The sequence below is a fragment of the Actinobaculum suis genome (assembly GCF_900618115.1).
Taxonomy (GTDB): domain Bacteria; phylum Actinomycetota; class Actinomycetes; order Actinomycetales; family Actinomycetaceae; genus Actinobaculum; species Actinobaculum suis.
Map to the genome: position 1 here is coordinate 205239 of NZ_UYIO01000001.1, position 26441 is coordinate 231679.

The following is a 26441-nucleotide window of genomic DNA, read 5'->3' on the forward strand; positions in this document are numbered from 1 at the left end:
ACGGTTTGGGGAGGTATGGGTAAGATGAGGGCACGAAAGGTGGGTGACGAGATGTCTATGTCTGAGGAACTTGTCGCCTTGGTAGCCCTCCTGCATTATGGATCTTTTCAAAAGTCGCAGATGGCATTGAGGCAACGGTTAATCGATGGCGATTTGCCGAGCCTGATTCTTGCTGAAGAACCTGACTCCGAACGTATCCATACCATTGCTCTTCGGGACGTTGAGCAATGGATTGCCGCTGGTGAACGCCCACTTTCTTGGCTTGATCCCGATTATCCCCAGCAGCTGCGGGAGGTGCATGACTTCCCTCCGGTGATCTTCGTTCGTGGCAAACTTGTCCAACCCGATCACGGCATCTGCATTGTTGGCTCGCGTGAGGCGGGACGGGCGTCAATCGAGGCGGCGCGGGAGATGTCCCGACTCGTCGTTAGCAAAGGTGGAACCGTCGTCAGTGGTTTGGCGAAGGGTATAGACGCTGCTGCGCATTCTGAGGCACTTGCTTGCGGGGGACGTACGGTTGCGGTGATCGGCAATGGTATCGATCATTACTATCCGGCAGAGAACCGTCGGCTTCAGCATGCGATTGAAGATCGTGGCTTAGTCCTTTCACAGTTCTGGCCCGGTTCCGCTCCGACAAAGTTCTCTTTCCCTATGCGTAATGCCGTCATGTCGGCCTATGCGAATGCCACAATCATCATCTCAGCAAAGGAAAAATCGGGAACTCGGCATCAAGCGAAGCAGGCTGCGGCGCACGGGCGCCCATTGGTTGTTTCGAGATCGGTATATGAAAACACGTCCTGGGGTCGCAAGCTGGTTGATGATCCTAGCGTTTTAGCTCGTGTTGCCTACAGTGTCGAAGAATCGGTATCCATTGCGATGGAGATGGCAACTTTCAACATTTCTGACCTTGTGTCTCTGTAGGTGCCCTCGTGAATAGTCATGATCTCGAGCAGTGGTTGGTGGCTCGCGTTGGCTATCACGCGAGAACAATTCGGAGAGGATTTTCCTTTCCTGAGGGTGCGCTGTTTTCATAAGTTGCGGTGTGTTCCGTCTGCTGCGGGCCGATTGAGACAGGGTATTCGCGATGCTATTCGTGCCATGAACGAGCATCGACTTTTAAGGATGAGCTAGCCGATGGGTTCGACCACCGTGTCCACTTCCCGGGGGTCGAGCCCAGATACGTTACAGTGCGGGTGCGCACGTCACAGTAACGGGCGTGGCCTTGTCCTGTATTGTTGTGGTTAGGAGGGGAGGGAATCGTGCTAAGTGTATTTGACATTGCGCCACAGTTTATTGACCGTGCTGGTGGAACAATTGAGGCCGTTAAGCTCGAAAAGTTGTGTTTCTATGCTTTCGGCTGGTATGCGCACCTTACCGGCGAACCATTATTTAGCGAGCGGTTTTACGCCATGCAGCACGGCCCTGTTGTAGGGGACCTCCTCACCGCTCATGCTGGACTCAAAGAGGTTGACCAGGATGTTTTGTCCTCGCGGTTCGCGCCTTGGGAAACAGAACGCGAGGAGCCTGGTGGCTACATTAAAAAGGTAATCGACTGCGTGTGGGGCACGTACGGATCACTCGATGCATTTGATCTCGCTGAGTATTCACACAAAGAAAAAGTTTGGCAAAAGGCTTGGAAACGTAGGCCCAAGGGAAAAAGACGAGCCGATCTTCCGCACGAGGATCTGATCCCTTATTTCCTCGCCCGTGAACCTCAGTCCGATGAAGTCCCCGATTTGCCGCCTGCGATGCTGACTGTGGTCAAACAAGAGATTCTCGACGCGGCTGAACGTAGCTCGTCAGTTCATCACCCATTCATTGAGGCGATCAGGAAACAACGCGCGGCATGACCGATGAGAAGCTTACGGGATTTCTCTCCGAGAAAGGCCTTTGCCTGCGCTTGTTGGATGACGAGCACATGATCGACTGGTTTGATTGTGGGCGAGATGAGAAAATGAACTCGTGGTTATCCAGGCACGCTCGCAAATGGCAGGCCGAGCGCCTGTGTCAAGTTTGGATATTATCTTATAGCGAGACCCCAGGAGATCCGATCGGGTTTTTCACCTTGTCCGCACACCAAGTCGCGCCAGCATTCGTTCCCAAAGGTCATCGCGCAGACGCAGGAGAGAATAAGTCCTGGGTGAATAATCTGGACACTGCATTCCCCGCGTCATTACTCGGGAAGTTCGCACTTGCTGCTCATGCTCAAGGAAAAGGATTGGGCAACACCCTCATGCTATGCGTATACGCTCAGCATCTGAGGGCAGCCGAATATCAGGGCAGTAAGTTCCTCGTTCTGGATGTGCAGAACGATAGTCTTGCCAAGTACTACCAGAAACGTTTCGGATTCATGCGCCAAAAAGGTAGCAAGCGCATGATCAAGTCGACGGAGACGATTCTAGCCGAATTGAAAGCCGCGCTCTGACTACACTTTCTCGTGGAACATCGAACCTCCGCGCTTGTCTGCACCCGACAACTGGCGGGGTAAAGGGTATTACGCGGCCGTTGTCGATCGTAAACTTTGCCGATATTGTGTATGCAGGGACCGCGAACGAAGACTATTACGATCGCCACCCCAGAACCCGCAGCTGCTACGGCATAGATTCGGGCCGCCACGCGCCGGCCCGCGCCGCCACGCGCCTATTCGCCGCGGAGTTTTTTGAGGAAGCGGCGCGTGCGTTCGGCTTCGGGCTGTTCGATGAGCTGGCGGGCCGGGCCTTCTTCCAAAACTGTGCCGTCGTCAATAAATAGGGCGCGGTCTGCTACTTCGGCCGCGAAATCCATTTCGTGGGTAACGATCACCATCGTCATTTTTTCGCTGGCCAGTTTGCGAATAATCGCCAAAATTTCTCCGGTCAGTTCCGGATCGAGCGCGGAAGTGGGTTCGTCGAAGTAAAGCATGCGGGGATTGCGCGCCAAAGCCCGCGCGATCGCAATCCTTTGCTGCTGCCCACCAGAAAGTTCTCCCGGGTAAGCATCGGCTTTTTCGGACATCCCCATGCGTGCCAAAAGTTCTTCGCATTCGCTACGCACCTGCGCGGCCGGGCGTTTTTGCACGCGTACCGGGGAATCCATCAGGTTGCGCATTACCGTCCAGTGCGGGAAAAGGTTGAAATTCTGGAACACGAGCCCAAACTCGTGCCGGAATTGCCGTTCATCCCCGCGGGAAGTTTTCACGCCGTTTTCGCGGCGCAAAGCCGTTTCCCCAAAATAGTGGATCTCTCCGCTGTCCATTTCTTCCAAGAAGGTGGCGCAGCGCAACAGCGTCGATTTTCCCGAACCGGAAGGGCCGAGAATTGCCAGCACTTCCCCTTCTTGTACTTTCAGGTTGATGCCTTTGAGCACCTGGTTAGACCCGAAAGCTTTTTCCATGCCAATAATTTCTAAAGCTGCCATAAGAACCCCCGTGCGGCGTCGTCGTGAAGAATACTAAATCGTGTAGGCGCCGAGGCGCTTTTCCAGGCGTTCCATAACGAAAGAAACCACCAGGTTGAAGACGTAATAGTAGAGGCCGGCGGCGATGAATGGGGTCATCGAGGCGCTGGCGGCGGCAAGCTGTTTCGCTACCGTAAACATTTCCGCGTAAGCGATGGCGAAGGCGAGGGAAGTGTCTTTCACCAAAGTGATCACTTCGTTCGTAATAGAAGGCATTACGCGGCGGAACATTTGCGGTAGCAGGATCGAGAAGAACGTGCGGCGGCGCGAATAGCCGAGCACGAAAGCCGCTTCCCGCTGCCCGTTCGGGATCGACTGGAAACCGCCGCGGTAAATCTCCGCGAAATAGGCCGCATAGTTCAGCGCGAAAGCAATAATTACCGCGTAGAAACGGTAGGAAGCGGTAATTTTCATTCCGAAAATGTAGTAGGGGCCAAAATAGACCACCATGAGCTGCAAAATCAGCGGCGTTCCGCGCATCACCGAAATATAGAACTGCACCAGCCACGCCAGCGGCCTAATCCGCGAAACGCGCCCGGCATACACCAACAACCCGAGCGGCATGGAAAAAATCAGGGTGAGGGCAAAAATGATGAAAGTGCGGACCATGCCGTCCGCCAACTGTTGGAAAATCTCTAACATGTGGATAACCGTTCAGGGTGGAACCGTTCAGGGCGGTTTGCAAAGTTTTTCGTACGACGCCGGCTGCCGGGCTTGGTGCGGTCGGGCCGGTGTAGCTGGGCTGATGCGGCCGGGGCCAGCAAGAAAAGTATGCCGGATTCTCGGAAGCTGGGCACGGGTTGGCCGGTTGCCGAGCTGGTGCGGCCGAGCCGGTGTGGCCGGGCCGTGTGGCCGGGCCGTGTGGCCGGGCCGTGTGGCCCAGGCGCGGTGAGAATGCCTGGGCCACACGGTATTAGCTTGCCATAAGCTGGCTACTGTTTACTTGGTGATGACGGAGTTTTCGAGGCCGTACTTCTTGGCCAGCTCCATGAAGGTGCCGTCGGCGTAGATTTCGTCGAGAGATTCTTGCACCTTATCGCGCAGTTCCGTGTTACCGAGCTTGAAGCCCACCGCGTAGTAGTCGTCTACCAGGTTTTCATCGAGCACCTTGAAAGTACCCGGGGCGCGCGATTCGATCTGGAAGTCGGCCACGCCAGTATCCACGACCACCACATCAGCTGCGCCGGATTCCAAATTCATGAAAGCCGAATTGTATTCGGGCACTTCCGTGAGCGAACCGAAAGTATCGGCAACCTTCTTACCGTCATCCGTCTTGAGCGCGGAAAGGCCGGAGGAATCCGCTTGCACAACCACGTTCTTACCAGCCAGATCAGCCGGAGTGTTGATTCCCGAATCAGCCTTCACCACGTAGACGATCGCATTATCTACATAGGGCTCGGAGAAAGTGTAATTACCTTCCCGGCCGGTGGTGGAAAAGCCATTCCACAAGCAATCGATCGTGCCCGAATCGAGTTCCATATCCTTCGAATCCCAATCGATAGGCTGCTTGACGAGCTCCCAACCCTGCCGTTTGGCAACTTCCGCGGCCAGATCAAGATCGAAGCCTACGTACTCGCCGTCTTCTTGGTAACCGTAGGGCGGGAAATCGGCGTCGAACCCTACCGTGAAGGTTTGCTTTGCACCGGAGGTCGCGGAGGTATCGCCCGCCGCCTGGTGATCGTCATTGGACCCGCAAGCGGACAACGACGTGACCATTAGGGCGCTAGCAAGGAGCGCGAGGAGCTTCTTCATGGCGATAGACCTTTCTTGGTTTTCCTAGTGCGGGGCGGTGCCGTTTTTCGGCAGTAGAACGCTTACCGCGAGCCGGCCTTCCTGACCGACAGAGTTGAGCATACAGAAAAATTCACTCCAGCGCTCTAAAGCGATCGAAGTGTGAAGCAATGCATTAGTGGAGTGGGGTGTTTGTAGCGGGGTGGGGAGGGGCTTATGCGGGGTGGGGAGAAGCTTGTGGCGAGATGGACGGAGGGGTAGCGGAAGCGGGGGAGTGGGCGGTAAAAGTACCCTTGCCGAGCAGAACGCCCTGCTAGATGAGTCTTAGGTTGGCGCTAGGCAAGCGGCGCAGACTGGACGATGCGCATTGCGGCCGCGCGCATTGCTTCCACCAGGGAGTCTCGCAAATCCGGGGAGAATCGTTCAATCGGTACCGAGCAGGAGATCGCATCGCGTACGGGGTCCGTATAGGTAAGCGGAAAGGCAACGCAGACCAGCCCGAGGGTGTTTTCTTGGGCGTCGAAGGCGTATCCCACTTGGCGCGCCTCTTCTAGGTTCGCCAAAAGCTCCTCGCGGTTGGTTAAAGAGTGTGGCGTGCAAGCGGGTATGTCTTCCGGAACTCGTTCTGGTTGACTCATGAGGATTGCTTTCCCGAGTCCGGTAACGGCGGCTGGGAGTCTGCGACCCACGCGAGAGTAGGTGCGCATGTCCCGCTCGGATTCTTGTGTGAGGAGGTAGACGACGTCGTTGTGGTCAAGCCGTCCCATATGGAAGGTTTCGCCCTGCGAGCGGGCTAAATCTGCCAGGGTGGGGCGCGCGATGCGTACGTATGGATCGGCGTCGATATAGGCAGTGCCAACCGTTAGTGCGCGAATGCCGAGGGAGAAACCTTCCCCGTTATCTGTTACCCATTCGGTGGCGACTAGGGTGCGCAGTAGCGCATGTACGGAAGAGCGTGGAGCATCCAGGGCCTCGCAAATCTCGGAAAGGCGTGGGGGATTGGCTTTTCTCTCCGCCAGGAACTCCAGCACTTCGATCGTTCGCAAGGCGGACTTTACGTGCCGCCCGTCGGCGCTTTTTCTCTGAGCCATATAGTTCCTGTATTCCTATCTGCGTAGGCCGTGCGTACGCGCCTACAGCTTTTTCGTGTGCCCGAATCACGCTTCGCTGGAAGAGTGCGGCGGTTGTCGCAAAATTCCGCAGTGCGTGGCCGAAAGCTTGTTATTCGTACACATTACCTTCGCAAATTATAGACGCGTGTGCTTTCTCTTGGTTTTCGGCCTCTGAATGTTTGGCGCGCTACCGCTAGTGGAAACTGCGTTTTTGTTTTCCGCATCTATAAGCCTTAAAGCCAAAGTTAGGGAATTAAGTCCTGCGTGCCGGTCGTGAATTCGGTATGTAATACATACCGTACACATACGTGAACGGCGGTTCACAACGAGAGCCAATAGTTCGAAGGTGAACTAGTGGAGGACAATATGAATTTCAAACCACGGGGCGTGATTCCCGCTTTAGTCACCCCGCTGGATCGAGACGGAAATCTACTGGAGCAAGGGCTCCGTGATCTCCTGGAATACGTTATTGGCAATGGCGTACACGGAGTTTTCGTACTCGGTTCTTCCGGTGAAATATATGGGCTATCTGCAGCGCAGAAGCAGCGCGTGGTAGAGGTAACGGTAGAACAAGTAGATGGCCGCGTACCGGTGTACGCCGGAGCTTCGGAAATTACCACGCGCGATTGCATCGCCACCGCACACATGGTGCAAGAAGTGGGCGGCGTGAGCGCGCTTTCAGTTCTCACTCCGTATTTCATGACACCCACGCAATCAGAACTCGTGGAACATTTCCGGGCAATCGCAACGGAAACCGATCTACCTATTCTGATGTATTCGAATCCCGGGCGAACTCAGGTGCCGGTAGCCCTTGAGACCGTGCTCAATTTGGCCGCAGTGCCAAATATCGTGGGCATTAAGGATTCTGCCGGAAACATGACTCTCACCGCCGACTATCTGCGGGAGTGCCCCGAGGATTTCGCCGTCATTATGGGCCGTGACACGCTTATTTTCCCGGCCTTGTGCATGGGCGCGCAAGGAGCTATTGCTTCCACTGCCAATATCGCCCCGCGGTTGGTTTCCGAGATTTATAACTCCTTCCGCCGCGGCGATGTGCAGCGTTCTCTGGAACTGCAAAACGCGCTCTCTCCGCTGCGAAATCTAGTGGATAAAGCAACCTTCCCAGTGGTCCTGAAAGAGGGGCTGCGTATGGCTGGCATTGACGCCGGTTATTGCTTCGCACCTGCTCGCGAATTGGATCCCGCCTACCGGCCAGCCCTACAACAGGCTGTTGCACAGGTAACTGCTGCGAGCCTGTAACAGGCACGTCACACAAATTGCGGAATTAAAGACCAGACCCGGATCGGTTATCCGGCTAAGAGAACGCGACCCGGGCTGGTTTCCCTGGCGGTTTCTCGCCAAGAAAAGGAAAATCATGCCACTTTTATACCTCGCCCTTGGCATCGCGCTTTTGCTGCTCTTGATGCTCAAATTCAAGGTCAATGGCTTCATCTCCCTGATTATCGTATCTGTTGTCGTAGGCATGCTGCAGGGAATGCCACTACTAGACGACCCAGATAATAACGTGACCGGACTCCTCAACGTCATCAAGACTGGCGTGGGAGGCCAAACCGGAAAACTCGTATTGCTCCTTGGTTTCGGTGCCATGCTTGGAGTTTTCATGGCGGATATGGGTGCCGCAAATCGGCTTGCCACCACCATGATCAATAAATTTGGAATCAAGCACGCCCAGATCGCAATTATTATCGTGGCCTTCCTGGTGGGCGTAGTGCTCTTCTGGGAAACGGCCTGGGTAATCCTTATCCCCATCGTATTCGCGGTGTGCCGTTCCTACAAGATTCCGATTATGTGGTTGGCAATGCCGCTGGCAATTGCACTTTCCACCATGCATTCCTTCTTACCTCCGCATCCGGGCCCTTCCGCGGTTGCCGGAATCTATAACGCTTCCATTGGCGCAACTTTGATGTGGGGTTTGGTTATCGCAATCCCGATCGGGGCGGCGACGGCGTTGATCTGGCCGCGCCTTCCCTTCGTCAAGAAGGTTATAGCCAAGCCGCCGGCGGGCCTAGTTTCTGAAAAGGAATGGACCGAGGATGAAATGCCTCCCTTCGGGATCTCACTACTGATTACGGCTTTGCCAGTGTTGCTTATTGGCGGGCATGCAATCATGGAGGTTACGCTCGGCCACGATAACCCGGTAACGAAGGTGTTTACCTTTATCGGACACGACTGGTTCGCGCTCATGATTTCGCTGATTTTCGCCATTCTCTACTTCACACTGGTGCGCAAGGTGCCGATGGACAGCATTATGAAGTCCTGCACTGGGTCAGTGAAATCGATCGCCATGATCGTGTTCATCATCGGCGGTGGTGGTGCCTTTGCCGCAGTGCTGAAGGGCGGCGGGATTTCCGATTACATTCTGCAGATCACGCAAGATCTTCCGCTTTCGCCGATTCTGCTGGCGTGGGCAATTGCGGCAGTAATGCGCGTGGCCTTGGGCTCGGCTTCGGTGGCGGTAGTGACTGCTGCGGGGATTGCGGCGCCTCTGGTAGCAGCCGGTTCGGTAAGCCCAGAAGTAATGGTGCTAGCTACTGCGTGCGGCTCTGTTATGGCTTCGCACGTGAACGATCCGGGGTTCTGGATGTTCAAAGAATTCCTAGGGCTTTCGGTGGCCGATACTTTGCGGGTGCGCACTGGTTACACCACCGTACTGTCCTTCCTTGGCCTAGCCGGTTGCTTGCTCCTCGGCCTCGTGGTGCCGGCATAAAAACCGTACTGGGTTCGCGGCAAAACCCAAGATATAGCCGTTGGTGCCAGGGCTACGGCCCGTCCACTAATGGAAATTAGTCCGCTAAGGGAAAACCGCTAGCGGATAGCAAGGGAAAGACGAGAAGGAAAATGGCTGTACCGACAGTAGTTCGTGGCCGGGTTTACCCGGTGGCCGGGTACGATTCGATGCTCCTGAATTTGGCTGGCGCGCACGGCCCATATTTCACGCGTGACGTCGTCGTACTAGAAGACTCCGCAGGAAATCTTGGTATCGGAGAGGTGCCCGGTGGTCCACGTATCACCCAAGCGATCGAAGATGCCTTGCCCTTGGTGATTGGCCAGCCGCTCAGCCGGTGGCGCCGTACTGTGCAGCAGGTGCAAAACGCTATGCAGGGCCGGGACGCGGCAAATATTTTCTGGACCTACGAGCAAACAGCAATTCACGCGATTACGGCCATCGAAACTGCCTTGCTGGACCTCTTCGGGAAGTACCTCGGAGTGCCGGTATGCGAACTACTGGGCGATGGTCAGCAACGCGAACGCGTGCCTGTTCTCGGGTATCTCTTCTTTGTGGGAGATCCGGATGGGACACCGGCGCCCTATCAACGCGAAAAGGTTCGCACAGATGGAATACCGCAGGCGGAGAGTAGTGCTCATGCTGCCTGGTACGCAATGCGGCGGGAAAAAGCCATGGATAGCGAAGCTATTGTGGCTCAAGCCAAAGCTGTGGGGGAGGCCTACGGGTTCAGAGATTTCAAACTGAAGGGAGGAGTTCTTTCCGGACAGGAAGAAATCCAAGTACTTGCAGCCTTGCGGGAAGCTTTCCCAGAAGCGCGACTCACTATAGATCCGAACGGCGCTTGGTCTCTTGCCGAAAGCGTGGAACTACTTTCCGGTTGGCAAGGAAAAATAGCCTATGCGGAAGATCCGTGCGGGGCGGAAGGAAAGTTCTCCGGACGGGAAGTATTGGCGGAATTCCGCCGGCTCACCAATATTCCCACCGCCACCAATATGGTGGCCACGAACTGGCGTGAACTAGCTTCCACGCTATTCCTGCAAGCCGTTTCGATACCGCTTGCGGATCCCCATTTTTGGACGATGAGTGGCGCGGTGCGAGTGGCACAACTGTGCCATGATCTCGGGCTCACGTGGGGATGCCATTCGAATAATCATTTCGATATTTCCTTGGCTATGGCCGTGCAGTGCGGGGCTGCCGCACCCGGCCCAATTAATGCCTTGGATACACACTGGATTTGGCAAGAGGGGGCCGAAAGGCTCACTGTTGATCCGCCACGCATTCGCGGTGGGTATGTAGAGATTGGCGCCAAGCCGGGGCTCGGTGTGGAAATAGATATGGAAAGGCTGGCGGAAGCACACGAACTATATCTTGCAGCAGATTTAGGGGCACGCGACGACGCCGTAGGAATGCAATCCATAATTCCTGGCTGGACGTTCGATCCCCACCGACCGGCTTTGGTCCGTTAGGCGTCGGTCGGAGCTGAGCGGAGCTGGGCTGTTAGGAACCAACCGCACTGCGCCGGCCGCGCTATATCAGTACAAGTTGTTTCGACCACTACGGTCATAACATTTTTGAGAGAAACGAATAAGGAGATAACAAATGAAAATCGGGTTCATTGGTCTAGGAATTATGGGGAAGCCGATGGCAAAAAACCTCATCAAGGCCGGGCACGAACTATTCGTCACTGACCATAAAGAGAATTCGGTGGCGGAACTCGTAGCAGTAGGTGCCACTGCGGTTGCCAATGGGAAAGAAGCCGCGGATCAGGCCGAGCTAGTAATTACTATGCTCCCCAATTCTCCGCACGTGAAAGACGTGGCTTTGGGCGAAGGAGGGATCATCGAAGGAGCACACCCCGGTTTGCTATATGTTGATATGTCCTCGATCGCCCCACTCGCCGCGCGTGAGGTTGCGAGCGGCCTGGCAGAAAAGGGTATCCCCATGCTCGATGCACCAGTTTCTGGCGGGGAACCGAAGGCAATCGACGGTAGCCTTTCCGTGATGGTTGGCGGGGATGAGGCCATATTCGAGAAGGTGAAGGACGTATTAGAGGCCATGGCCGGAGCGGTCACCTACGTGGGTCCGATTGGTGCAGGCAATATCGCCAAACTTGCGAATCAGGCAATTGTGGCGATCAATATCGCTGCTTGCGCCGAAGCGTTTACTCTGGCACAAAAAGCCGGGGTTGATCCGGAAGCGGTGTACAAGGCGATTCGCGGTGGGCTGGCTGGTTCCACCGTGATGGATGCGAAGGTACCGATGATGCTGGCCCGCAATTTCCAGCCCGGATTCCGCATTAACTTGCACATCAAGGACCTCAACAACGTGATGGAAACCGGGCACGGGGTGGATTCTCCGTTGCCGCTCACGGCAGCCGTCCGAGAAATGATGTCTGTGTTGCAAGGAGATGGCCACGCCGTCGAAGACCATTCTTCGCTAGTGCGGGTTTACGAAAAGCTCGCGAACACTGAGCTACATCCGGGTCTACCGGAAGAGTAAAAACCAGGAAGGTAAAGGACAATGGCGTCGATTCCCACAATCAAGAAGATCGATGTATATCCCGTAGCAGGCCGTGACTGTATGGAGCTTAATCTCTCCGGTGCCCACGGACCGTATTTCACTCGCAATATCGTTGTCATGGAGGATTCTTCTGGCAATGTAGGTGTGGGTGAAGTGCCGGGCGGCGAGAAGATCACCAAGACCATTGAGGATGCTAAAGATATTGTGCTCGGCCGCTCACTTGCCGAGTACAAGAACTTCCTCAACGAGGTGCAAACTCGTTTCCGTGATCGCGATGCCGGTGGCCGTGGATTGCAGACATTCGATCTGCGGACCACGGTACATGCCGTAACTGCTTTGGAAGCGGCAACTCTCGATCTTTTCGGCCAGTTCCTCAATGTTCCCGTAGCGGCATTGCTTGGGGATGGCCAGCAGCGAGAGAGCGTGCGCGCCCTTTCCTATTTGTTCTACGTTGGTGATCCGGATAAGACTGATCTGGAGTACTACCGGGAACCTGATTCGGACGTAGATTGGTACCGGTTGCGGCACGAAGAAGCTCTCACCCCGGAGGCGATTGTCCGCCTGGCCGAAGCTACCCATGATCTCTACGGGTTCCAAGATTTCAAGCTCAAGGGTGGGGTTCTTTCCGGTGACGAAGAAATGGAAGCAATTCTTGCTCTCAAGAAGCGTTTCCCGGATGCCCGGATTACCTTGGATCCGAACGGTGCTTGGTCTTTAGCTGAGGCTGTCCGCCTGTGTAAGGACAAGGTTGGAATCCTCACCTATGCGGAAGACCCGTGCGGGGCAGAGAATGGTTTTTCCGGCCGTGAGATTCTGATGGAATTCCGCCGGGCAACGGGTCTACCCACCGCAACCAATATGGTGAATACCGATTGGCGGCAGATGATGCACTCAATCATGTTGCAGTCAGTAGATATTCCTTTGGCTGATCCACACTTCTGGACGATGCAAGGTTCCGTAATGGTAGCCAAGCTTTGCCATGAGTTTGGGATGACGTGGGGTTGCCATTCCAATAATCACTTCGATATTTCTTTGGCCCAGATCGCACACTGCGGCGCGGCGGCACCGGGAGAATACAACGCGCTAGATACGCATTGGATTTGGCAAGAAGGAATCGAACGTCTCACCGTTGAGCCACTCCAGATCCGCGATGGCAAGATCACGATCCCGCAGAAGGGCGGGCTCGGTATCGAACCAGATATGGAGCAGATCCGCGCAGCCCACGAACTCTACCTGGAAAAGATCCAAGGAACTGGCGGCCGGGATGATTCCATCGGCATGCAGTACCTCATTCCGGGGTGGACTTTCGATAATAAGAAGCCGGCGCTAGTGCGCTAGTTCCCAGCTGGAATAGCACCGTAGTTCCCAACTGGAATAGCACCGTCCGGAAACAAGCATTATTTCCGGATGAAGCTTCGAGCTCGAAAACCGATGTTAGCTGTGCTTCTCATAGCGCAACTAATACTGGGCTGGGTTGTAAAAGCAGCTGATGATTATGTTGGCAAGTGTGGGCCGGCCGCAACCACAGATGTTGTGACCGGCCCACACCCGCACAGGTAACGCTAAATAAGTACATTTGCTGGCGTGCAAACTCTTTAGAATCAAACGAACATAGCTGAAACGTGCCAGACTAGCCAGCTCGCGAAAAGGTCAGCTTGCTGTGCAGTGAAAAACAGGGGCTAGGCAGCAAAGCAGGGGTAAGGAAGCCGATGAAAATTCTGTGTGTTCCCGATAGTTTCAAGGAATCGATGACGGCCGGGCAGGCCGCCCGCGCCATGGCGCAGGGCGTGGCGCGCGTGTTTCCGCAGGCCACTTGCGTGGAAATCCCGGTGGCCGACGGCGGGGAGGGCTTCACCGCCGCCATGGCCCAAGCCTTGCAAATGCCGCTGCGAGAAGTCTCAGTAACAGATCCGCTCGGCCGGCCCACCACGGCTAGCTTCGCCAGCGACGGCCACCGCGCCGTCTTAGAAATCGCGGAAGCTGCCGGAATTAGTAAGGTCACGCCCGCCGTGCGCCGCCCGCGCCACATGCACACCGCAGGTGTTGGCGAGCTAATCAAAGCCGCGCTCGATACCGGCGCCCGCGAACTAATTATTGGCCTCGGCGGTTCAGTAACTACCGACGGCGGGGCCGGGATGCTCGCCGCTTTGGGCATGAAGTTCTATACAGCACCCGAGCAAACTATCGCGCCCGAACAGGCCACCGCAAATGCCGCCGAGCTTCCCGCCGCACTTCCCGCCACCCCGGAATCTTTGGCGCGCCTGGTCCGCGTGGATGGAACCGGCCTAGACCCGCGCCTCGCTCAAACACAAATCACCGTGGCCTGCGATGTGGACAACCCGCTCACCGGGCCGCGCGGAGCGGCCGCGATTTACGGCCCGCAAAAGGGCGCCACCCCGGCCGATGTGGCTTTCCTTGATGCCGCGCTCGCGAACTTCGCGCAGGTGAGCGAGCAAGAGCAGGCCGCCAACGAGCCCGGTTCCGGAGCTGCCGGAGGGCTCGGTTTCGCCTTCCGGGCTTTTCTGGGCGCGCAGTTGCGTTCCGGAATCGAGGTGGTGATAGACGCCGTCCAGCTGCGCCGGCATGTGCGCGAGGCAGACGTGATACTCACCGGTGAGGGAAGTATTGATGCGCAAACTTTGATGGGGAAAACCTTGGCGGGGATCGCGCGCCTGGCACAGCAGCTCGCGCAAGAACAAGATCGCTACTTGCCAGTGTTGGCTTTTGCCGGCAAGATTTCTTCGGATCTGCAAGGCGGGAATCCTTTGTTTGCGGCGCTGGTGCCGATCGTGGCAGAGGTTTGTACTTTGGAGGAAGCTCTCGCAAACGGTCCCGCAAATTTAGCTGCGGCCGTGGAGCGAACGATGCGGGCGATCCAGCTCGGCCAAAAACTTAAGCAATCCGGGCCCCGCAGAAACTCGCACCAACATCTGCGGGGCCCGGGCGCATCGCCGGAAGCGATGCCGGAAGGGTGAGTGGGCTGGGCGGGAAAGGAGAACCGCCACTAGCCGAGGCTGCGGACTAGACACCGCCGCAACCTCTGCGCCGGCACCCACCTCATGGTTCATATGAAATTTTCTGATGCCCGGCAGGAGAGCACCCGCGGCTAGGAGGCCGCGGGCCGCCGTGGCTGTGCTGCCAACCAGATGCTAGCGAGAGCCGTGGCCGCGCCTGGCATCCGGTTGCCACGCCTAGCAACCAGCGGATGCTAGCGAGTAGCGCCGCTAGTCGTTCCAGCTCCAGATATCGTCCCCGCGCAGGGACGCATCGCAACCGCCGTCCACGTAAATCGTTTGGCCGGTGCAGTGCGTGTTGCTTTCTTCGGTGAGCCAGATGAGCGCATTCGCAATGGTCTCGGCTGGCTGGAAGCCGTTGAGCGGCATCGGGGTGGACTTAGCCAACAGTGCCCGGCCTTCTTCCGTATCTACCAGGCCCTTCGTCATCGGCGTGAGCACGGCGGCAGGTGCCACCGCGTTGACGGCGATGCCAGCACCCGCGTACTCATCGGTGATGCAGACGCGGCGCACCCAGCGCGAAAGCGCACGCTTAGAAGACGGGTAGGCGATGTAGCCGGCCATCTGATCGTTTTCATCCAGGAAGCTCGCGGCAATTTCGAGTGCCTTAGCTTCATCGCCAGCCAGCATGGCCTCAACCATTTCCGGAGAAACAGTTTGCAGGGTTGCCATGGAGGAGACGACGGAAATACGCGGCGCCTCCGACTTTGCGAGAGTTGGGCGCAGCTTCGCAATCAGTTCCACGACGCCGAAGAAGTTGATGGAAACCGTCTTCGGGATCGGGGCGGAAATACCGGCGCAAGCAATAATGGCATCAATCTTGCCGTCAGAAAGCTCGATCGCCTTGGCAGCAGCCGCCTCCCGGCCTTCCGGGGTGGAAAGATCAGCCTCGATCTCGCCGCCCTTAAGATCAATACCTACAACTTTGTCACCACGTTCGCGAAGGAGTTCGGCGGTTTTCTTGCCAATACCGGACCCAGAACCAGTTACCACATAGGTGCGCGACATTGCTACTCCTTAAAATTGTATTTGTTTTACTATCTCTAACTCCGTAGCGACATTGGCAGGGGTTAGAACATATAGCTCTAACATACTCCAAAAGACTTAAAGATAGAACGAGTAAAATTGCTTGATAAATACGCAAGACAGTCCGTCGTTTTTTGCATGACGCGTATGTCAGTTGCATGTAAGCACAATGACGGTTGCGTGTATTTTTCCTGTTTTATTTAGCTAGAAATCGACTACCACCTTCAAAGCCTTGCACGCGTCGTCGCGCTCATTGCGTCTTTCCGTACGTGCATCGCCACTGCTAACGTAACTCACGTTACAGGACTAAAGACCTATGTGCAAGGTTGGTGACATTGTGTATCGATACACGCACCGATAGGCGCATGCCTGTGCGGGTGGCCGTTGTGCATGCGCGGTAGAAGGCCGCCACGGGTGCTCTGATCGGGCGCTTCGAGCAGGCGTGGCGCCACTGGTGTGAGCGGATTCTGGGGGTCGTGGTATCATGTAGGTAATCGTTCAGCCCGCTTCGACCACTAGGTTGGAGACGGGCTGGATTTCTATCTAGGAAACAGTGGCCAATACACCGCGGGCGTGCCGATCAGGCGGCCAGGTATGCAAAAACCCTTCCCGAAGAACAAGATGCCTAGGTGTTTCGAGCTAGCGCTCGAAACTTCCTGTTCTGGGAAGGGTATTTATTTCGTGGCTCCGACCGGCGTCGATCCGGTGACCTTTCGATTTTCAGTCGAACGCTCTCCCAACTGAGCTACAGAGCCAGATAGATAAAAACCCGGTTTCCCGGGATTTTCATCGCGACCCTGACGGGACTTGAACCCGCGACCTCCGCCGTGACAGGGCGGCGCGCTAACCAACTGCGCTACAGGGCCAGAAGGGAAACAATCTTCCGTATTCCTCCGCGAAGCTTACCAGAGATCCGATCGAAAGGATCGGCATCCAGTAAATCTCACGGTGCAAACCGCAAAATTGTTCACCGTACCCCCAACGGGATTCGAACCCGTGTTACCGGAGTGAAAGTCCGGCGTCCTAGGCCACTAGACGATGGGGGCCCTTGCGTTTCTTTCCGCAAGTTTCCCGTCAAGGGAACGAGGTATAGCTTACGAATGAATTGGCGTTTACGCAAATCAAAACGGCGTGCCGTGCGTCACGATCCTAAAAACCTGCTTTTTCGCGGATTGGTGCCTCCTCCACAACTCTTATCGCCCTCAGCAATCATGAGCGCAGCGGCACGCTCGCAAAACTCTCGCGCCGCTTACGATAGAAGCATGCTTTCTGCCCTTGCCTTTGCCCCGCTTCTGGTGGCTGGCCTCGCCCGAGCTTCCGGGGAGGAAACGCCTCCACCCACCCCAGATCCCGCACTGCCAGATCCGAGTAGTTCGCCCAGCCCCGCCAATCTGGAAGAGGCCGCGGCGAACGCGGTGGAAAACACGGTAGAGCTAGGCCAAGTGGTGGGCATGATCCTGCTTGGTGCTTTCGCGGGTCTAGTGGTGGCCGTGATTACGGTAGCGGTGTTGGCCGGCGTCGTGCGCCGCAACCGGGCGCTCGTGGCAACCGTGCGCGGGATTCGCGTACCCACCTTCGCGCTGCTTTCTTTCCTGGGCGCGTGGTTGGCCTTGCGGATTTATGGGCAAGGGTTGAGCCCAGCGGAATTGCCGAGCTATTACGATGGTCTGCTCCATATTTTGCAGATCCTGCTGATTTTGAGCATGGGCTGGTTGGCGGTGGGGGCCGTGAATGGTTTTTCGCGCGGCTACCTGGAACTCGTCAAAGAAATGGCGGAAACCCGCTACCGGCGCACCCAAACCCAGTTGCAGATCCTGCGCCGGCTGGTCAACGTGATTATCGTGGTGATCGCGGTTTCGGCAGCCTTGCTCACTTTCCCGACGGCGCGCGCGGTGGGTGCCTCGCTACTTGCTTCGGCGGGGCTGATTTCGGTGGTCGCTGGTATTGCTGCCCAGTCCGCACTCGGGAACGTGTTCGCGGGGTTGCAACTCGCGTTCTCTGATTCCTTGCGCGTCAATGACTATATTGTGTGGAAAAACACGAACGCGACGGTCGAGGAAATCACGCTCACTTACGTGGTGCTCAAGGTATGGAACGGGCGCCGCCTCATTGTGCCCTCCTCGGAAATGACCACCACCACCTTCGAGAACTGGACGCGGCGCGTGCCCGAAATGACGGGCACCGTGGAATTCGACCTGGACTGGCGGGTGCCGATCGCCGATCTGCGCGCGGAGTTGGACGCAATTTTGGAATCTACGGACCTGTGGAACGGGGAGACCGGAGTGCTGCAGGTGAAGAGCGCGGATAACGGGATCGTGCGCGTCGCCATGCAGGTTTCCGCAGATAGCGTGGGGGAAATGTTTGACCTGCAGTTTTATGTGCGCGAGCAAATGCTGCGCTGGTTGCAGGATTATTCGCCCGAATCCATGCCGCGCCAGCGCATCTCCGTCGTCTCTCCCCGAGAGCTTCCGGCAGGAACCGGCGAAGCGGAAACGGAAACCGAAACCGAACCGGGGGTCATGCGCGCCACCACCCGCCGCCCGCACGTGTACGACCTCAGCACCGATAAAGAAACCGCTTTTGTGGATGCGGAAGAGGCCGGTACTGACGCCGATGCGGGGGAGGGGAGCAGCGCGAGCGTTACCGATAGTGGGGAGGAAGCCCTCGATGCTTCCTGGCACCGCAAGATTTGGAAACTGCGTGGCGATACGCTCGACGACGCCACCGCCGCCGATCCAGCAACCATGGATATCGGTTTGGGCTCGGATATGGAGGATACGGAGCAACGCCAACGCCTGCGCCAGGCGAATCGAAACCGGGCCCGCCAAGCGCGCGAACGGCGCCGGCAGCGCGGCAAAAAGGCGAAACCCGCAGGGAAACAAAGTGACCGCGCGCGCAGGCAGGGCACTACCCGGCAAGCTGAACCGCGGCGGAGCTTTACTCGAAGTACGACGACGGCGGAAACTCGGATAATGCGGCCCGCGGAAATTATGGCGGCCGCGCCGAAGCGGATTCCGATCGCCGAGCGGCAAATGCCGAAGGCCTATGCGCCGGGAGAAAAGCCGGTTACCGGGGCGCGCGAGCCCGTAAAACCCGGCCACGAAGCTTCGCTGTTTACCGGTTCGGCACGCAACGAGAGCCGCGGGCGAGAATTGACCGGGCCCGGGCCGGCCGTGTTAGCAGAACGCGAACGCGCTGCCGCCCGCGCCAACGCAGCTGCGGCTACGGCGCCCGGTGCAGGTTCTACAATTGCGGAACCGCAGGCCGCTACCTCCGCAAATAAGCCTGAGAAAACCAACCCAGAGAAAAACAACTCTCAGAAAAGTAACTCTGAGAAAGATAACTCTGAGAAAAACAAGCCTGAAGAAGCGAAGAATTCTAAATCCGCTACCGCAAACCACAAAAAGGACAAAAAGGAATCGAAAAATGGTGCAAACTCGCAAAAAGATGCTCCCGCAAACTGAGGAAGAGTGGGCGCAGGTGCTCACGCCCGCAGAGTTCCAAGTACTGCGTCAGGCTGGCACGGAACGTCCGTTTACGGGGGAGCTGCTCGCAGAAAACCGCGAGGGCGTCTACTCGTGCAAAGCCTGCGGAGCGGAACTGTTTCGCTCGGATACCAAATTTGAATCCGAGTGTGGCTGGCCAAGTTTTTATGATCCGGCAGATACAGACGCGGTGACCACGCGGGTGGATTATGTGCTCGGCTATCCGCGAACGGAAGTGCTGTGTGCGCAATGTGGCTCGCATCTTGGTCACGTTTTTGCAGATGCGCCACAAACTCCGACCGGACAGCGATACTGCATGAACTCTGTAGCACTTTCCTTTAAGGTTAAAGATAGTGGTGAGGTGGAGCAGTAGAGAAGCCGCTCTATCCACTACCTGGCGCGAACGCGGGCGGTACGTAGGGGCCTGGCGTGGCGCTGCCGGAACTGACCAGGCCGGATACTTCCCGGAACCAGTGCGGGCCGGAATCTGCGGGCACAAAGGGGGCCGGCAGATCCTCAGGATTCTAGAAACGCGTAGCAGGTAGGTAGCTTGAAGAAGGAGCACGGGAGGCACGCTCTGCCCGAAAATAAAAAGGAACGCCGGAATCAGTTGCGGGCAACACCAATATGGCCGGCAATAGCAACATCGCGCACGGTTCTCGCCCAAACTGCGGAATCCGCAGTAGGAGTGGCGCCCGCAGTAGGAGTGGCGCCCGCAGTGGGAGGGGCGCCCGCGCCCACAGCAGCTGCGCCCGGGCGGCGCGCTGCTAACGCGGCGCCCGCTGCGGCCTCCACAGTGCTCGCTGCTGCCTCCGCAGTGCTCGCTGCTGCCTCCGCAGTGCCCGCCGCTACCGTGGCGCCCCGCCGGCGCGGCGCGCGAACCGCTAGGATTGAGCCGCGTGGTAAAACAAATTACCAGGTCAAAGCGGTGGCGAAAGCGGCTCCGGCGCGGGAGCGGAAACCAACCGCAACAACCGAAAATCGGGGGCGAGGGCATATGGCAAGCATTCATGTGGTAACCGCACAGCTAAATGACGGCCACCCTACACGCAAACCGCGCGGCGGCTATACCAGCGTGGAATGGCAGGCCAGCCGCATTGAGCGCGCCTCCCAAGTACTTGCCGCATGTGATCCAGGCGTGCTCGCTTTACAAGGCGTGCGGGAACGCGCCGCCGGCCAACCTTTCCTTGCCACAATTCTGGCTGCTGGTAACTACCAGGAAGTTATTTTTGTGCCCGAATGTGCGTGCCCGATACGCCGACGCTGGTGCAAAGCTGGCAAGCACGGTAACTCGCGCGGTATCGCGCTGGCCTCGCGCTATCCGCTGGGCGCGCGGGACGTAATCGAACTCCCGGCTCGCAATCCGCGGGGCAACTGGTTTGGGGCGCTGCGAGGCAAGCTCGGTTTGGGCGCGGAAAAACCTCGGTATGCGATCCTCGCCCAGATTAATACGCCGGGCCGGCCGGTACTCGTGGCCACTGCCGAACTGAGCCCGCTTCCCAGTTTGCGAGAGCTGCAATTGCAAACCATGGACGCCGCCTTGCACCGCTTTGCGCAAGCCCGCGGCCTAGAAAACCTGCCGCGGGTGATCCTCGGTGATCTGGCCATGCCGATAACGCGCGCTCGCGCGGCTTTGCGGCGGAGCGGTTTTAGCGGCGCCGCGAAGGCGCCCACCATGCCCGCGCTGGTACCCACCGAGCAAGAAGACCACATTTTGGTGACCGGCGGGCAAGTACGCCATGCCGAAAGTGCGCTATTGGATATCTCCACCCACCGCGCTTTGCGAGCCAATATTACTTACTAGGGTCTGCCGGCTACCTACCAGGGTCTGCGCCGGCTACCTACTAGGGTCTGCCGGCTTTGCAGGTATGAAGCCGTGGCCAAAAGGCAACCGTAAAGGCAACCTTAAAAGGCCGCCACAAAAGTATGAAGGCGCAGCCATAACGCCTTACAATAAGAGCGTTATGGCTAGCGTACTCCTCTCCTTCTGGGTCATCATTTTTTGCATTCTCGCCGGTTATCTACTGGCGCGGGCCGGCGTCGTCGCACCCGGAACCGATAGGACCCTCACCCAGATCGCCTTCAACTCCACCCTCCCCGCACTGCTATTTATGACGGTGGCCGAATCCGAACCTGCGGCCTTCTTTAGCCGCGGCTCCCTGGCGAACGTGCTTTCGGCGAGCCTTATTGCGATCCTGTACTGGGCTTTGGGGCGGTACGTGTTGGGCATCCGCGGCACCAAACTGACCATTGGCACCCTTGCCGCGTGCTACACGAACGTTGGCAACTTGGGGATTGCGCTCCTGGTAGCCATCACCCAAGACGCTTCTACGGCCGCACCGATTTTGCTGTTCCAGATCGGCGTGCTGGTACCCGTCTTCTTCGCGATTTTGGACCGGCAAACCGGGCAACCGGGCCGCGGACTGTGGCATACGGTGATCTCCCGGCTACGTAACCCGCTCTTGCTGGCAGTGCTGTGCGGGCTGGTGTTTTCCCTGGCCGGCTGGCAAGTGCCGGCGGTGATCGCCGCACCGGCAAATATGTTAGGCCAAGCCAATGTGCCCATTATTTTGATTGCCATGGGGATTTCGATCCGCGGGGCACGCGTGCCGAAATTCGACCGCGAATCCTGGGCGCTGATTTTGGCGGTTTTCATGCGCTGTATCTTGGGGCCGCTTACCGTATTCCTGCTCGGCTGGGCAATGGGCGTGACCGGCCATACCTTGCTTTCGATTACTATTGTGGGGGCTTTCCCGACCGCTAATAATGTGTTCGTGTACGCGCATCGCTACCAGTCTGACGTGGCCCTCGCGCGCGATGCGGTGCTCATTACTACCGGTTTATGCCTGGTGGTAATGCTCGCGATCGCTACCATGTTCCATGCCGTGGGCATCGTGTAGCGTAAGACGGCGTAAGCCCGGGCCACGGCAGCTCGTTCCCAGTACGGAAATTTGCTCCGGCAAAACCGCGCCCGCGCCGCGAAACAAAACCAGGAACTAGTACTGAGACAATCCGAAAACTGCAAGAAAGAGGGAAGTTAGGCAGGCATGGAGGCACGCGAATCTGCCACGTCACAGCACCAGCCAGCACCCGGCCCGGAAGGTGCTGGCGCAGGTAGCGCCAACACCGGAAACGCTGCGGGCGCGCAACCGCCGCACCGCTCCCGCCTAGCCAAGTGGGCGCCGGCCATGTTTTTGGGCGAAGGCCTGGTGGAATATATTGGCGCCGGCCTGGCCGTTTTGCTTTTCGCTACGGCAAGTTCGCTTTCCGTAGCTTGGGGGCGGATCACGATTTCGGCGCTGGTTTTATTGCTGTGGCGCCGGCCTTTCCCGAAACACCGCGACGGCCGGCTGGATTGGCGGCTTATCGGCGGGGCTGCGGTATTTGGGCTGGCCTTGGGCGCCATGAACATGACTTTTTACTGTGCCATTGAACATATCCCGTTGGGGACGGGCGTTGCCCTCGAATATTTGGGGCCGGTAGCAGTGGCCGTGCTGGGCGGACGCGGCTGGAAGAGCTGGGCGGGCGCGCTTTTCGCTATCGCCGGTGTGTTCTCAATTTCTTGGGCGGGCGTTGACCTATCCGACCCGCAGGTACGTACGGGCGTGGGTTTCGCCCTTGCCGCCGCGGTTTTCTGGGCGCTCTACATAGTGTTGGGCCGCCGCGGCGCCGCCCAAGGTAACGGGATCGACCGTCTCGCCATCGGCATGGCGGTTGCCGCTATCGTCTACGCGCCCATCGGTGCACCCGGCGCCGGCCCGCTCCTTTCCGACTGGAAGGTTTTCGGCACCCTAGTTTTGGTGGCCCTAATGTCTTCCGTGGTGCCGTTCACGGTGGAACAGATTATTTTGGGTGCCCTGCCCGCCTCCACTTTCGCCCTCCTCGCCTCGCTCCTGCCCGCCACCTCGATGGTCGCCGGCATTATCACCTTGCGCCAAATTCCCAACCTCGGCCAATTCGCGGGGCTTGTTTTCGTGTCAATTGCGGTGGCGCTCGCTTCCATGCCTTCCGAAATCACGCGGCGCGGAGAACACCGCCGCCGACGCCGCTAACCCGGGCACTGCGTGCACCCGCTGCGCGTTGGGGACGTATCCGGCCCGTATCCTTCAACCCGCCCGGCCGGCACGTGTAGAGCGGAAGCTTGGCACACCACGGCCGGCCGTATCCTTCACCCGGCCGGCACGTGTAGAGCGGAAGCTTGGCACACCACGGCCGGCCGTATCCTTCACCCGGCCGGCACGTGTAGAGCGGAAGCTTGGCACACCACGGCCGGCCGTATCCTTCACCCGGCCGGCACGTGTAGAGCGGAAGCTTGGCACACCACGGCCGGCCGTATCCTTCACCCGGCCGGCACTCCAATATGGCGGCCAGCCCCCGAACTAACCGCATCCGGCGCGCGCCCGGCCGGCACACTCGGAGCCAGACGGCCCAGCACCTCGGCAAACACGGCACGCCCCGCGCGAGACGGCGCGCGACGCCGGCGTCGCCAGCCCGTAGGATTGCGAGGTAACCGAAAAATCGGAACAAGTGGCTGCCCGAGGCAAGTAGCCGCCCACAGAGAGGATGCACCTTGCGATTTATAGCCAAGCTACGCGAGGTAATCGCGGAAAAAAGTAAAACGCGCACGGCCGCGGAAAGCGGCACGCCGGAGGGCCTTGCCCCCGCGCAAGATCCCGCGCAAGAATCCGTGCGAGATCCCGGGAGCCCCGCACCCGCCGCGCAGTCCGCAGCGCAACCAGCGCTACATTCTGCGCCACAGCCTGCGCAAGCGCGCCCGGAAGTGGAGTTTTTGCCGCGCGGGGTGAACCGCACGCTCGTTTCCTGGGGTGTATCGGCATGGCTGCTCATCGGCGTCTTTATTGCTATTTGGGGAATTTTCCACATGGCGGCGGCCGTGCAGTGGGTGCTCATAGCCGTGTTCTTTGCGGGCGTGATTACGGCTTTGCTCAATCCGGTCGTGTCTGGCCTTTCCCGCGTGATGCCGCGCGGGGTGGCCACCGGGGTTTCCCTGGTGGGTTTCGTGGCGATTTTCCTGGGCGCGATCACCTGGATCGTGGATTCGGTAATCAACCAGTGGGATATGCTCGCCGTACAAATGAGCCGCGGCCTGCGAGGCATTCTTGAGTGGCTCGCCAACGGCCCCCTCCCGATCGACCGAAGCGCAGAAGAGCTCTACCAAGAAATGGGCGAGCTGATCGACCGCGGAATCGCATGGCTCCAAAGCAATGCCGGCACTATCGCCTCCAGCGCGCTCTCCCAAGCTTCCTCGGTGGTCCTCGGCTTTTCAATCTTGGCACTGGCAATTTTCTGCGCCATCTTCTTCATGGCCAGTGGCAAAAAGATGTGGTTGTGGTTCGTGAACCTTCTGCCCGCAGACGCCCGCCACCGCACCCATGCGGCAGCTAGCGCCGGCTGGAACACTTTCTCCGGTTATGCGCGCGGCACCATTATTATCGGCGTGTGCGACGGCGTTATGGCGCTCATCTTGCTCCTCATTTGCGGGGTGCCCCTGGCAGCCCCGCTCGCCGTTCTCGTTTTCATTGGTGCTTTCATCCCCCTCGTTGGGGCCCCGCTCGCCATGATCGTTGCCGCCCTGGTAGCCCTAGCCACCAAGGGACCGATTATTGCCCTCGTGGTACTCATCGGGGTTGCGCTCATCGGCCAAATTGAAGGCCACATCCTGCAACCGATTATTATGGGCCGCCAAGTTTCCCTCCACCCGGTAGTAATCGCCGTGGCCGTTACCGGCGCTACCTTGGTGGCCGGTATCCTCGGAGCGATCCTCGTAATCCCGATCATCTCCATGATTTGGGAGGTCTACAAGGTGCTACGCCCAGAACCCGAACAGCCCCTCACCGGACTACCCCAGCTCGCTTAAACGCTGTGCCCGGCAGAGCCGCGTACACCAACGACGCCGCCCGGTAACGACGCCGCCCGGTAGCGGTGCCGCCCGGTAACGACGTCGCTCGGTAACGATGCTGCCCGGTAACGGCGTAGCACGCCAACGCCGTCGTACACTTCCGGGAATCTATGCCGGCAGATACTAAGCACGCCGGGAACTGCTGCCACTAAAACGGGCCCTGCGGGGAAGCCGCATTACCCTTCGTGGTTATCCACAGGTGATGCGATTCCGCTGGCAGGGCCCGGGTGCGCCGCAATGCAACCCGGCAACTAGCTGCGGCGATTAGCTGGCAACTATCCGGCGCGAACCGGTATCGCTGTCCTATTGCTTTCTATTGTTCTACGTGCGGTAGCCGCTTAGTTACTCGCGGGGTTCGGTATCCGCTTACTTGGCCGCGGGCCGCTTTTGGATGCGGCGCAGATAGTCAGCGAGCTCTACTTTCACGCCCGTGTAGAACGGGGTATCGACGTCGACGTAGCGGCGTGCTTCCGTGTACCGGAAAGCGCGCAGTAGGTCTACGAGCCGGGCAAGGTCATCGGCTTCCAAGGAGACGATCCATTCCCAATCGCCAAGGCCGAAGGCTGCGACCGTGGAGGTCACACAATCGGAAAATTCTTGGCCGGCGGCGCCGTGGTCGCGCATCATCAGCCCGCGCGAACGCGCGTCGATCAAGTACCAGTCCTTGCTGCGAATGAAGGGGTAGACCGTTATGAACTTCGGCGCTGCGTGGTCCATGAAACCAGGGTAGTGGGCCTTGTTGAATTCCATCATCCGGTGCAGGCCGGTAGCAACCCAAGCGGTTGTTACCGCGAGCTGCGAATTGAGCACTTCGTGGTAGGAAGCCTGGATTTCTTCCGGACTATCTGTCATTACCCACACGAGCAGGTCTGCATCGGCGCGGAACCCGCCCAAATCATAGAACCCGCGCACCCGGCCGCCGGCCTGCGCAATCCGTTCCTCCACTTCGCTGGCCACCGTTTCCGGATCGGCCTGCGTGGCATCAAAATCGCAGGTCAGGGCAAGCCACATGGTGTACAAGGTGACATCTGCACCCAGCGGCGCGGCTCCGTTTTCATGGCGCTGTACAGCCGTGGGATCAGCGTGATCACTCACGTGCGTATTCACACCGCTAGGGTGGCCGGCGCCTGGGTGGCTGGTTCCGGGGTGGCCGGCTCCTGGATGCCCGCCGCCCGGATGCCCGCCGGGATGCCCGGCTCCCGGATGCCCAGCTCCGGGGTGGCCGGTTCCTGGATGCCCGCCGCCCGGATGCCCGCCGGGATGCCCGGTGGGAGTGTGGTTTCCATGCGTTGCTTCAGCCATGATTTTCCTCTTTCGCTTCCTTGCTTAGTGTTATTGTGCTGAGACTTTTGGTTTGACCTATTACGTTTCCCTATCGCGATCTGTTTACCGCGATCTGTTCGCCGCGATCTGTTCGCCGCGATTTGTTCGCCGCGATTTGTTCGCCGC

General features: G+C 58.2%; 22 protein-coding genes and 3 tRNA genes. 15 read left to right on the plus strand and 10 right to left on the minus strand.

What is annotated here, in order from left to right; genetic code table 11:
• Positions 1 to 39 precede the first annotated feature (39 nt).
• The 3 genes from H8274_RS00810 to H8274_RS00820 all read left to right on the plus strand — a co-directional run bounded on the left by H8274_RS00810 (position 40) and on the right by H8274_RS00820 (position 2425).
• Positions 40 to 921, plus strand: a complete 882-nt coding sequence (locus tag H8274_RS00810; protein WP_185933575.1) for a DNA-processing protein DprA — start codon at positions 40 to 42, stop codon at positions 919 to 921.
• 338 nt (positions 922 to 1259) lie between these two features.
• Positions 1260 to 1850 carry a Panacea domain-containing protein gene (locus H8274_RS00815; protein ID WP_185933576.1) on the plus strand — a complete coding sequence of 197 codons (591 nt, stop codon included), beginning with the start codon at positions 1260 to 1262 and terminating at the stop codon, positions 1848 to 1850.
• Positions 1847 to 2425, plus strand: coding sequence for a GNAT family N-acetyltransferase (locus H8274_RS00820; protein ID WP_185933577.1), 579 nt, complete (start codon positions 1847 to 1849; stop codon positions 2423 to 2425). Before H8274_RS00815 ends, H8274_RS00820 begins: the two co-directional genes overlap by 4 nt.
• 215 nt (positions 2426 to 2640) lie before the next feature.
• On the opposite strand, the gene H8274_RS00825 is transcribed toward H8274_RS00820, so the two are convergent.
• The 4 genes from H8274_RS00825 to H8274_RS00840 form a co-directional block, all read right to left on the minus strand.
• Complete coding sequence (locus tag H8274_RS00825) at positions 2641 to 3396, minus strand: amino acid ABC transporter ATP-binding protein (RefSeq protein ID WP_185933578.1); 756 nt, start codon at positions 3394 to 3396, stop codon at positions 2641 to 2643.
• 33 nt (positions 3397 to 3429) lie between these two features.
• Positions 3430 to 4077 carry an amino acid ABC transporter permease gene (locus H8274_RS00830; RefSeq protein WP_049619748.1) on the minus strand — a complete coding sequence of 216 codons (648 nt, stop codon included), beginning with the start codon at positions 4075 to 4077 and terminating at the stop codon, positions 3430 to 3432.
• Positions 4078 to 4374: 297 nt separating this feature from the next.
• Complete coding sequence (locus tag H8274_RS00835; RefSeq protein WP_185933579.1) at positions 4375 to 5187, minus strand: amino acid ABC transporter substrate-binding protein; 813 nt, start codon at positions 5185 to 5187, stop codon at positions 4375 to 4377.
• A 314-nt stretch (positions 5188 to 5501) separates the two neighbouring features.
• A complete protein-coding gene (locus H8274_RS00840; protein ID WP_049620261.1) occupies positions 5502 to 6257 on the minus strand; it encodes an IclR family transcriptional regulator in 756 nt (251 codons plus the stop codon).
• A 387-nt stretch (positions 6258 to 6644) separates the two neighbouring features.
• Between H8274_RS00840 and dapA the strand changes: the two genes are divergently transcribed.
• From dapA to H8274_RS00870, 6 genes are all read left to right on the plus strand, one after another.
• Positions 6645 to 7538, plus strand: a complete 894-nt coding sequence (gene dapA / locus H8274_RS00845) for a 4-hydroxy-tetrahydrodipicolinate synthase (RefSeq protein ID WP_049620262.1) — start codon at positions 6645 to 6647, stop codon at positions 7536 to 7538.
• A gap of 115 nt (positions 7539 to 7653) precedes the next feature.
• Positions 7654 to 9006 carry a gluconate:H+ symporter gene (locus H8274_RS00850; protein ID WP_049620263.1) on the plus strand — a complete coding sequence of 451 codons (1353 nt, stop codon included), beginning with the start codon at positions 7654 to 7656 and terminating at the stop codon, positions 9004 to 9006.
• 131 nt (positions 9007 to 9137) lie between these two features.
• Entirely contained in the window at positions 9138 to 10493 is a 1356-nt protein-coding gene (locus H8274_RS09840; RefSeq protein ID WP_185933580.1) for an enolase C-terminal domain-like protein, read from the plus strand.
• Between the two features lie 133 nt (positions 10494 to 10626).
• On the plus strand, positions 10627 to 11526 hold the full coding sequence (garR, locus tag H8274_RS00860) for a 2-hydroxy-3-oxopropionate reductase (protein WP_185933581.1): 900 nt from the start codon (positions 10627 to 10629) through the stop codon (positions 11524 to 11526).
• A gap of 21 nt (positions 11527 to 11547) precedes the next feature.
• Positions 11548 to 12885: an enolase C-terminal domain-like protein gene (locus tag H8274_RS00865; protein WP_185933582.1), complete on the plus strand. Its 1338-nt coding sequence runs from the start codon at positions 11548 to 11550 to the stop codon at positions 12883 to 12885.
• A gap of 371 nt (positions 12886 to 13256) precedes the next feature.
• The gene (locus H8274_RS00870; protein WP_185933583.1) at positions 13257 to 14522 is read left to right on the plus strand and encodes a glycerate kinase; all 1266 of its coding nucleotides are present in this window, start codon (positions 13257 to 13259) and stop codon (positions 14520 to 14522) included.
• A 249-nt stretch (positions 14523 to 14771) separates the two neighbouring features.
• Here H8274_RS00870 and H8274_RS00875 read toward each other — a convergent pair whose 3' ends face one another.
• The 4 genes from H8274_RS00875 to H8274_RS00890 all read right to left on the minus strand — a co-directional run bounded on the left by H8274_RS00875 (position 14772) and on the right by H8274_RS00890 (position 16633).
• A complete protein-coding gene (locus H8274_RS00875; protein ID WP_049620268.1) occupies positions 14772 to 15569 on the minus strand; it encodes an SDR family oxidoreductase in 798 nt (265 codons plus the stop codon).
• 700 nt (positions 15570 to 16269) lie between these two features.
• Positions 16270 to 16342 (minus strand) — tRNA-Phe (locus tag H8274_RS00880).
• A 37-nt stretch (positions 16343 to 16379) separates the two neighbouring features.
• A tRNA-Asp gene (locus H8274_RS00885) sits at positions 16380 to 16453 on the minus strand.
• Positions 16454 to 16560: 107 nt separating this feature from the next.
• Positions 16561 to 16633, minus strand: a tRNA-Glu gene (locus H8274_RS00890).
• 216 nt (positions 16634 to 16849) lie between these two features.
• Between H8274_RS00890 and H8274_RS00895 the strand changes: the two genes are divergently transcribed.
• From H8274_RS00895 to H8274_RS00920, 6 genes are all read left to right on the plus strand, one after another.
• Positions 16850 to 19051: a mechanosensitive ion channel family protein gene (locus H8274_RS00895; protein ID WP_185933584.1), complete on the plus strand. Its 2202-nt coding sequence runs from the start codon at positions 16850 to 16852 to the stop codon at positions 19049 to 19051.
• On the plus strand, positions 19014 to 19445 hold the full coding sequence (gene msrB, locus H8274_RS00900) for a peptide-methionine (R)-S-oxide reductase MsrB (protein ID WP_185933585.1): 432 nt from the start codon (positions 19014 to 19016) through the stop codon (positions 19443 to 19445). The genes H8274_RS00895 and msrB overlap by 38 nt, the downstream gene beginning before the upstream one ends.
• A 624-nt stretch (positions 19446 to 20069) precedes the next feature.
• Positions 20070 to 20876 (plus strand): endonuclease/exonuclease/phosphatase family protein, encoded by an 807-nt coding sequence (locus tag H8274_RS00905; RefSeq protein ID WP_185933586.1) that lies wholly within the window; start codon positions 20070 to 20072, stop codon positions 20874 to 20876.
• 160 nt (positions 20877 to 21036) lie between these two features.
• The gene (locus H8274_RS00910) at positions 21037 to 21972 is read left to right on the plus strand and encodes an AEC family transporter (protein ID WP_049620272.1); all 936 of its coding nucleotides are present in this window, start codon (positions 21037 to 21039) and stop codon (positions 21970 to 21972) included.
• A gap of 147 nt (positions 21973 to 22119) precedes the next feature.
• Positions 22120 to 23124 carry an EamA family transporter gene (locus tag H8274_RS00915; protein ID WP_244924484.1) on the plus strand — a complete coding sequence of 335 codons (1005 nt, stop codon included), beginning with the start codon at positions 22120 to 22122 and terminating at the stop codon, positions 23122 to 23124.
• Between the two features lie 518 nt (positions 23125 to 23642).
• Complete coding sequence (locus H8274_RS00920) at positions 23643 to 24950, plus strand: AI-2E family transporter (RefSeq protein ID WP_244924485.1); 1308 nt, start codon at positions 23643 to 23645, stop codon at positions 24948 to 24950.
• Here H8274_RS00920 and H8274_RS00925 read toward each other — a convergent pair.
• Together H8274_RS00925 and hemQ are read right to left on the minus strand one after the other, a co-directional pair.
• Positions 24947 to 25141 carry a hypothetical protein gene (locus H8274_RS00925; RefSeq protein WP_221884748.1) on the minus strand — a complete coding sequence of 65 codons (195 nt, stop codon included), beginning with the start codon at positions 25139 to 25141 and terminating at the stop codon, positions 24947 to 24949. The two genes, H8274_RS00920 and H8274_RS00925, sit on opposite strands and share 4 nt — an antisense overlap.
• Before the next feature lie 217 nt (positions 25142 to 25358).
• Positions 25359 to 26294 carry a hydrogen peroxide-dependent heme synthase gene (gene hemQ, locus H8274_RS00930; RefSeq protein ID WP_185933588.1) on the minus strand — a complete coding sequence of 312 codons (936 nt, stop codon included), beginning with the start codon at positions 26292 to 26294 and terminating at the stop codon, positions 25359 to 25361.
• Between the last annotated feature and the right edge of the window lie 147 nt (positions 26295 to 26441).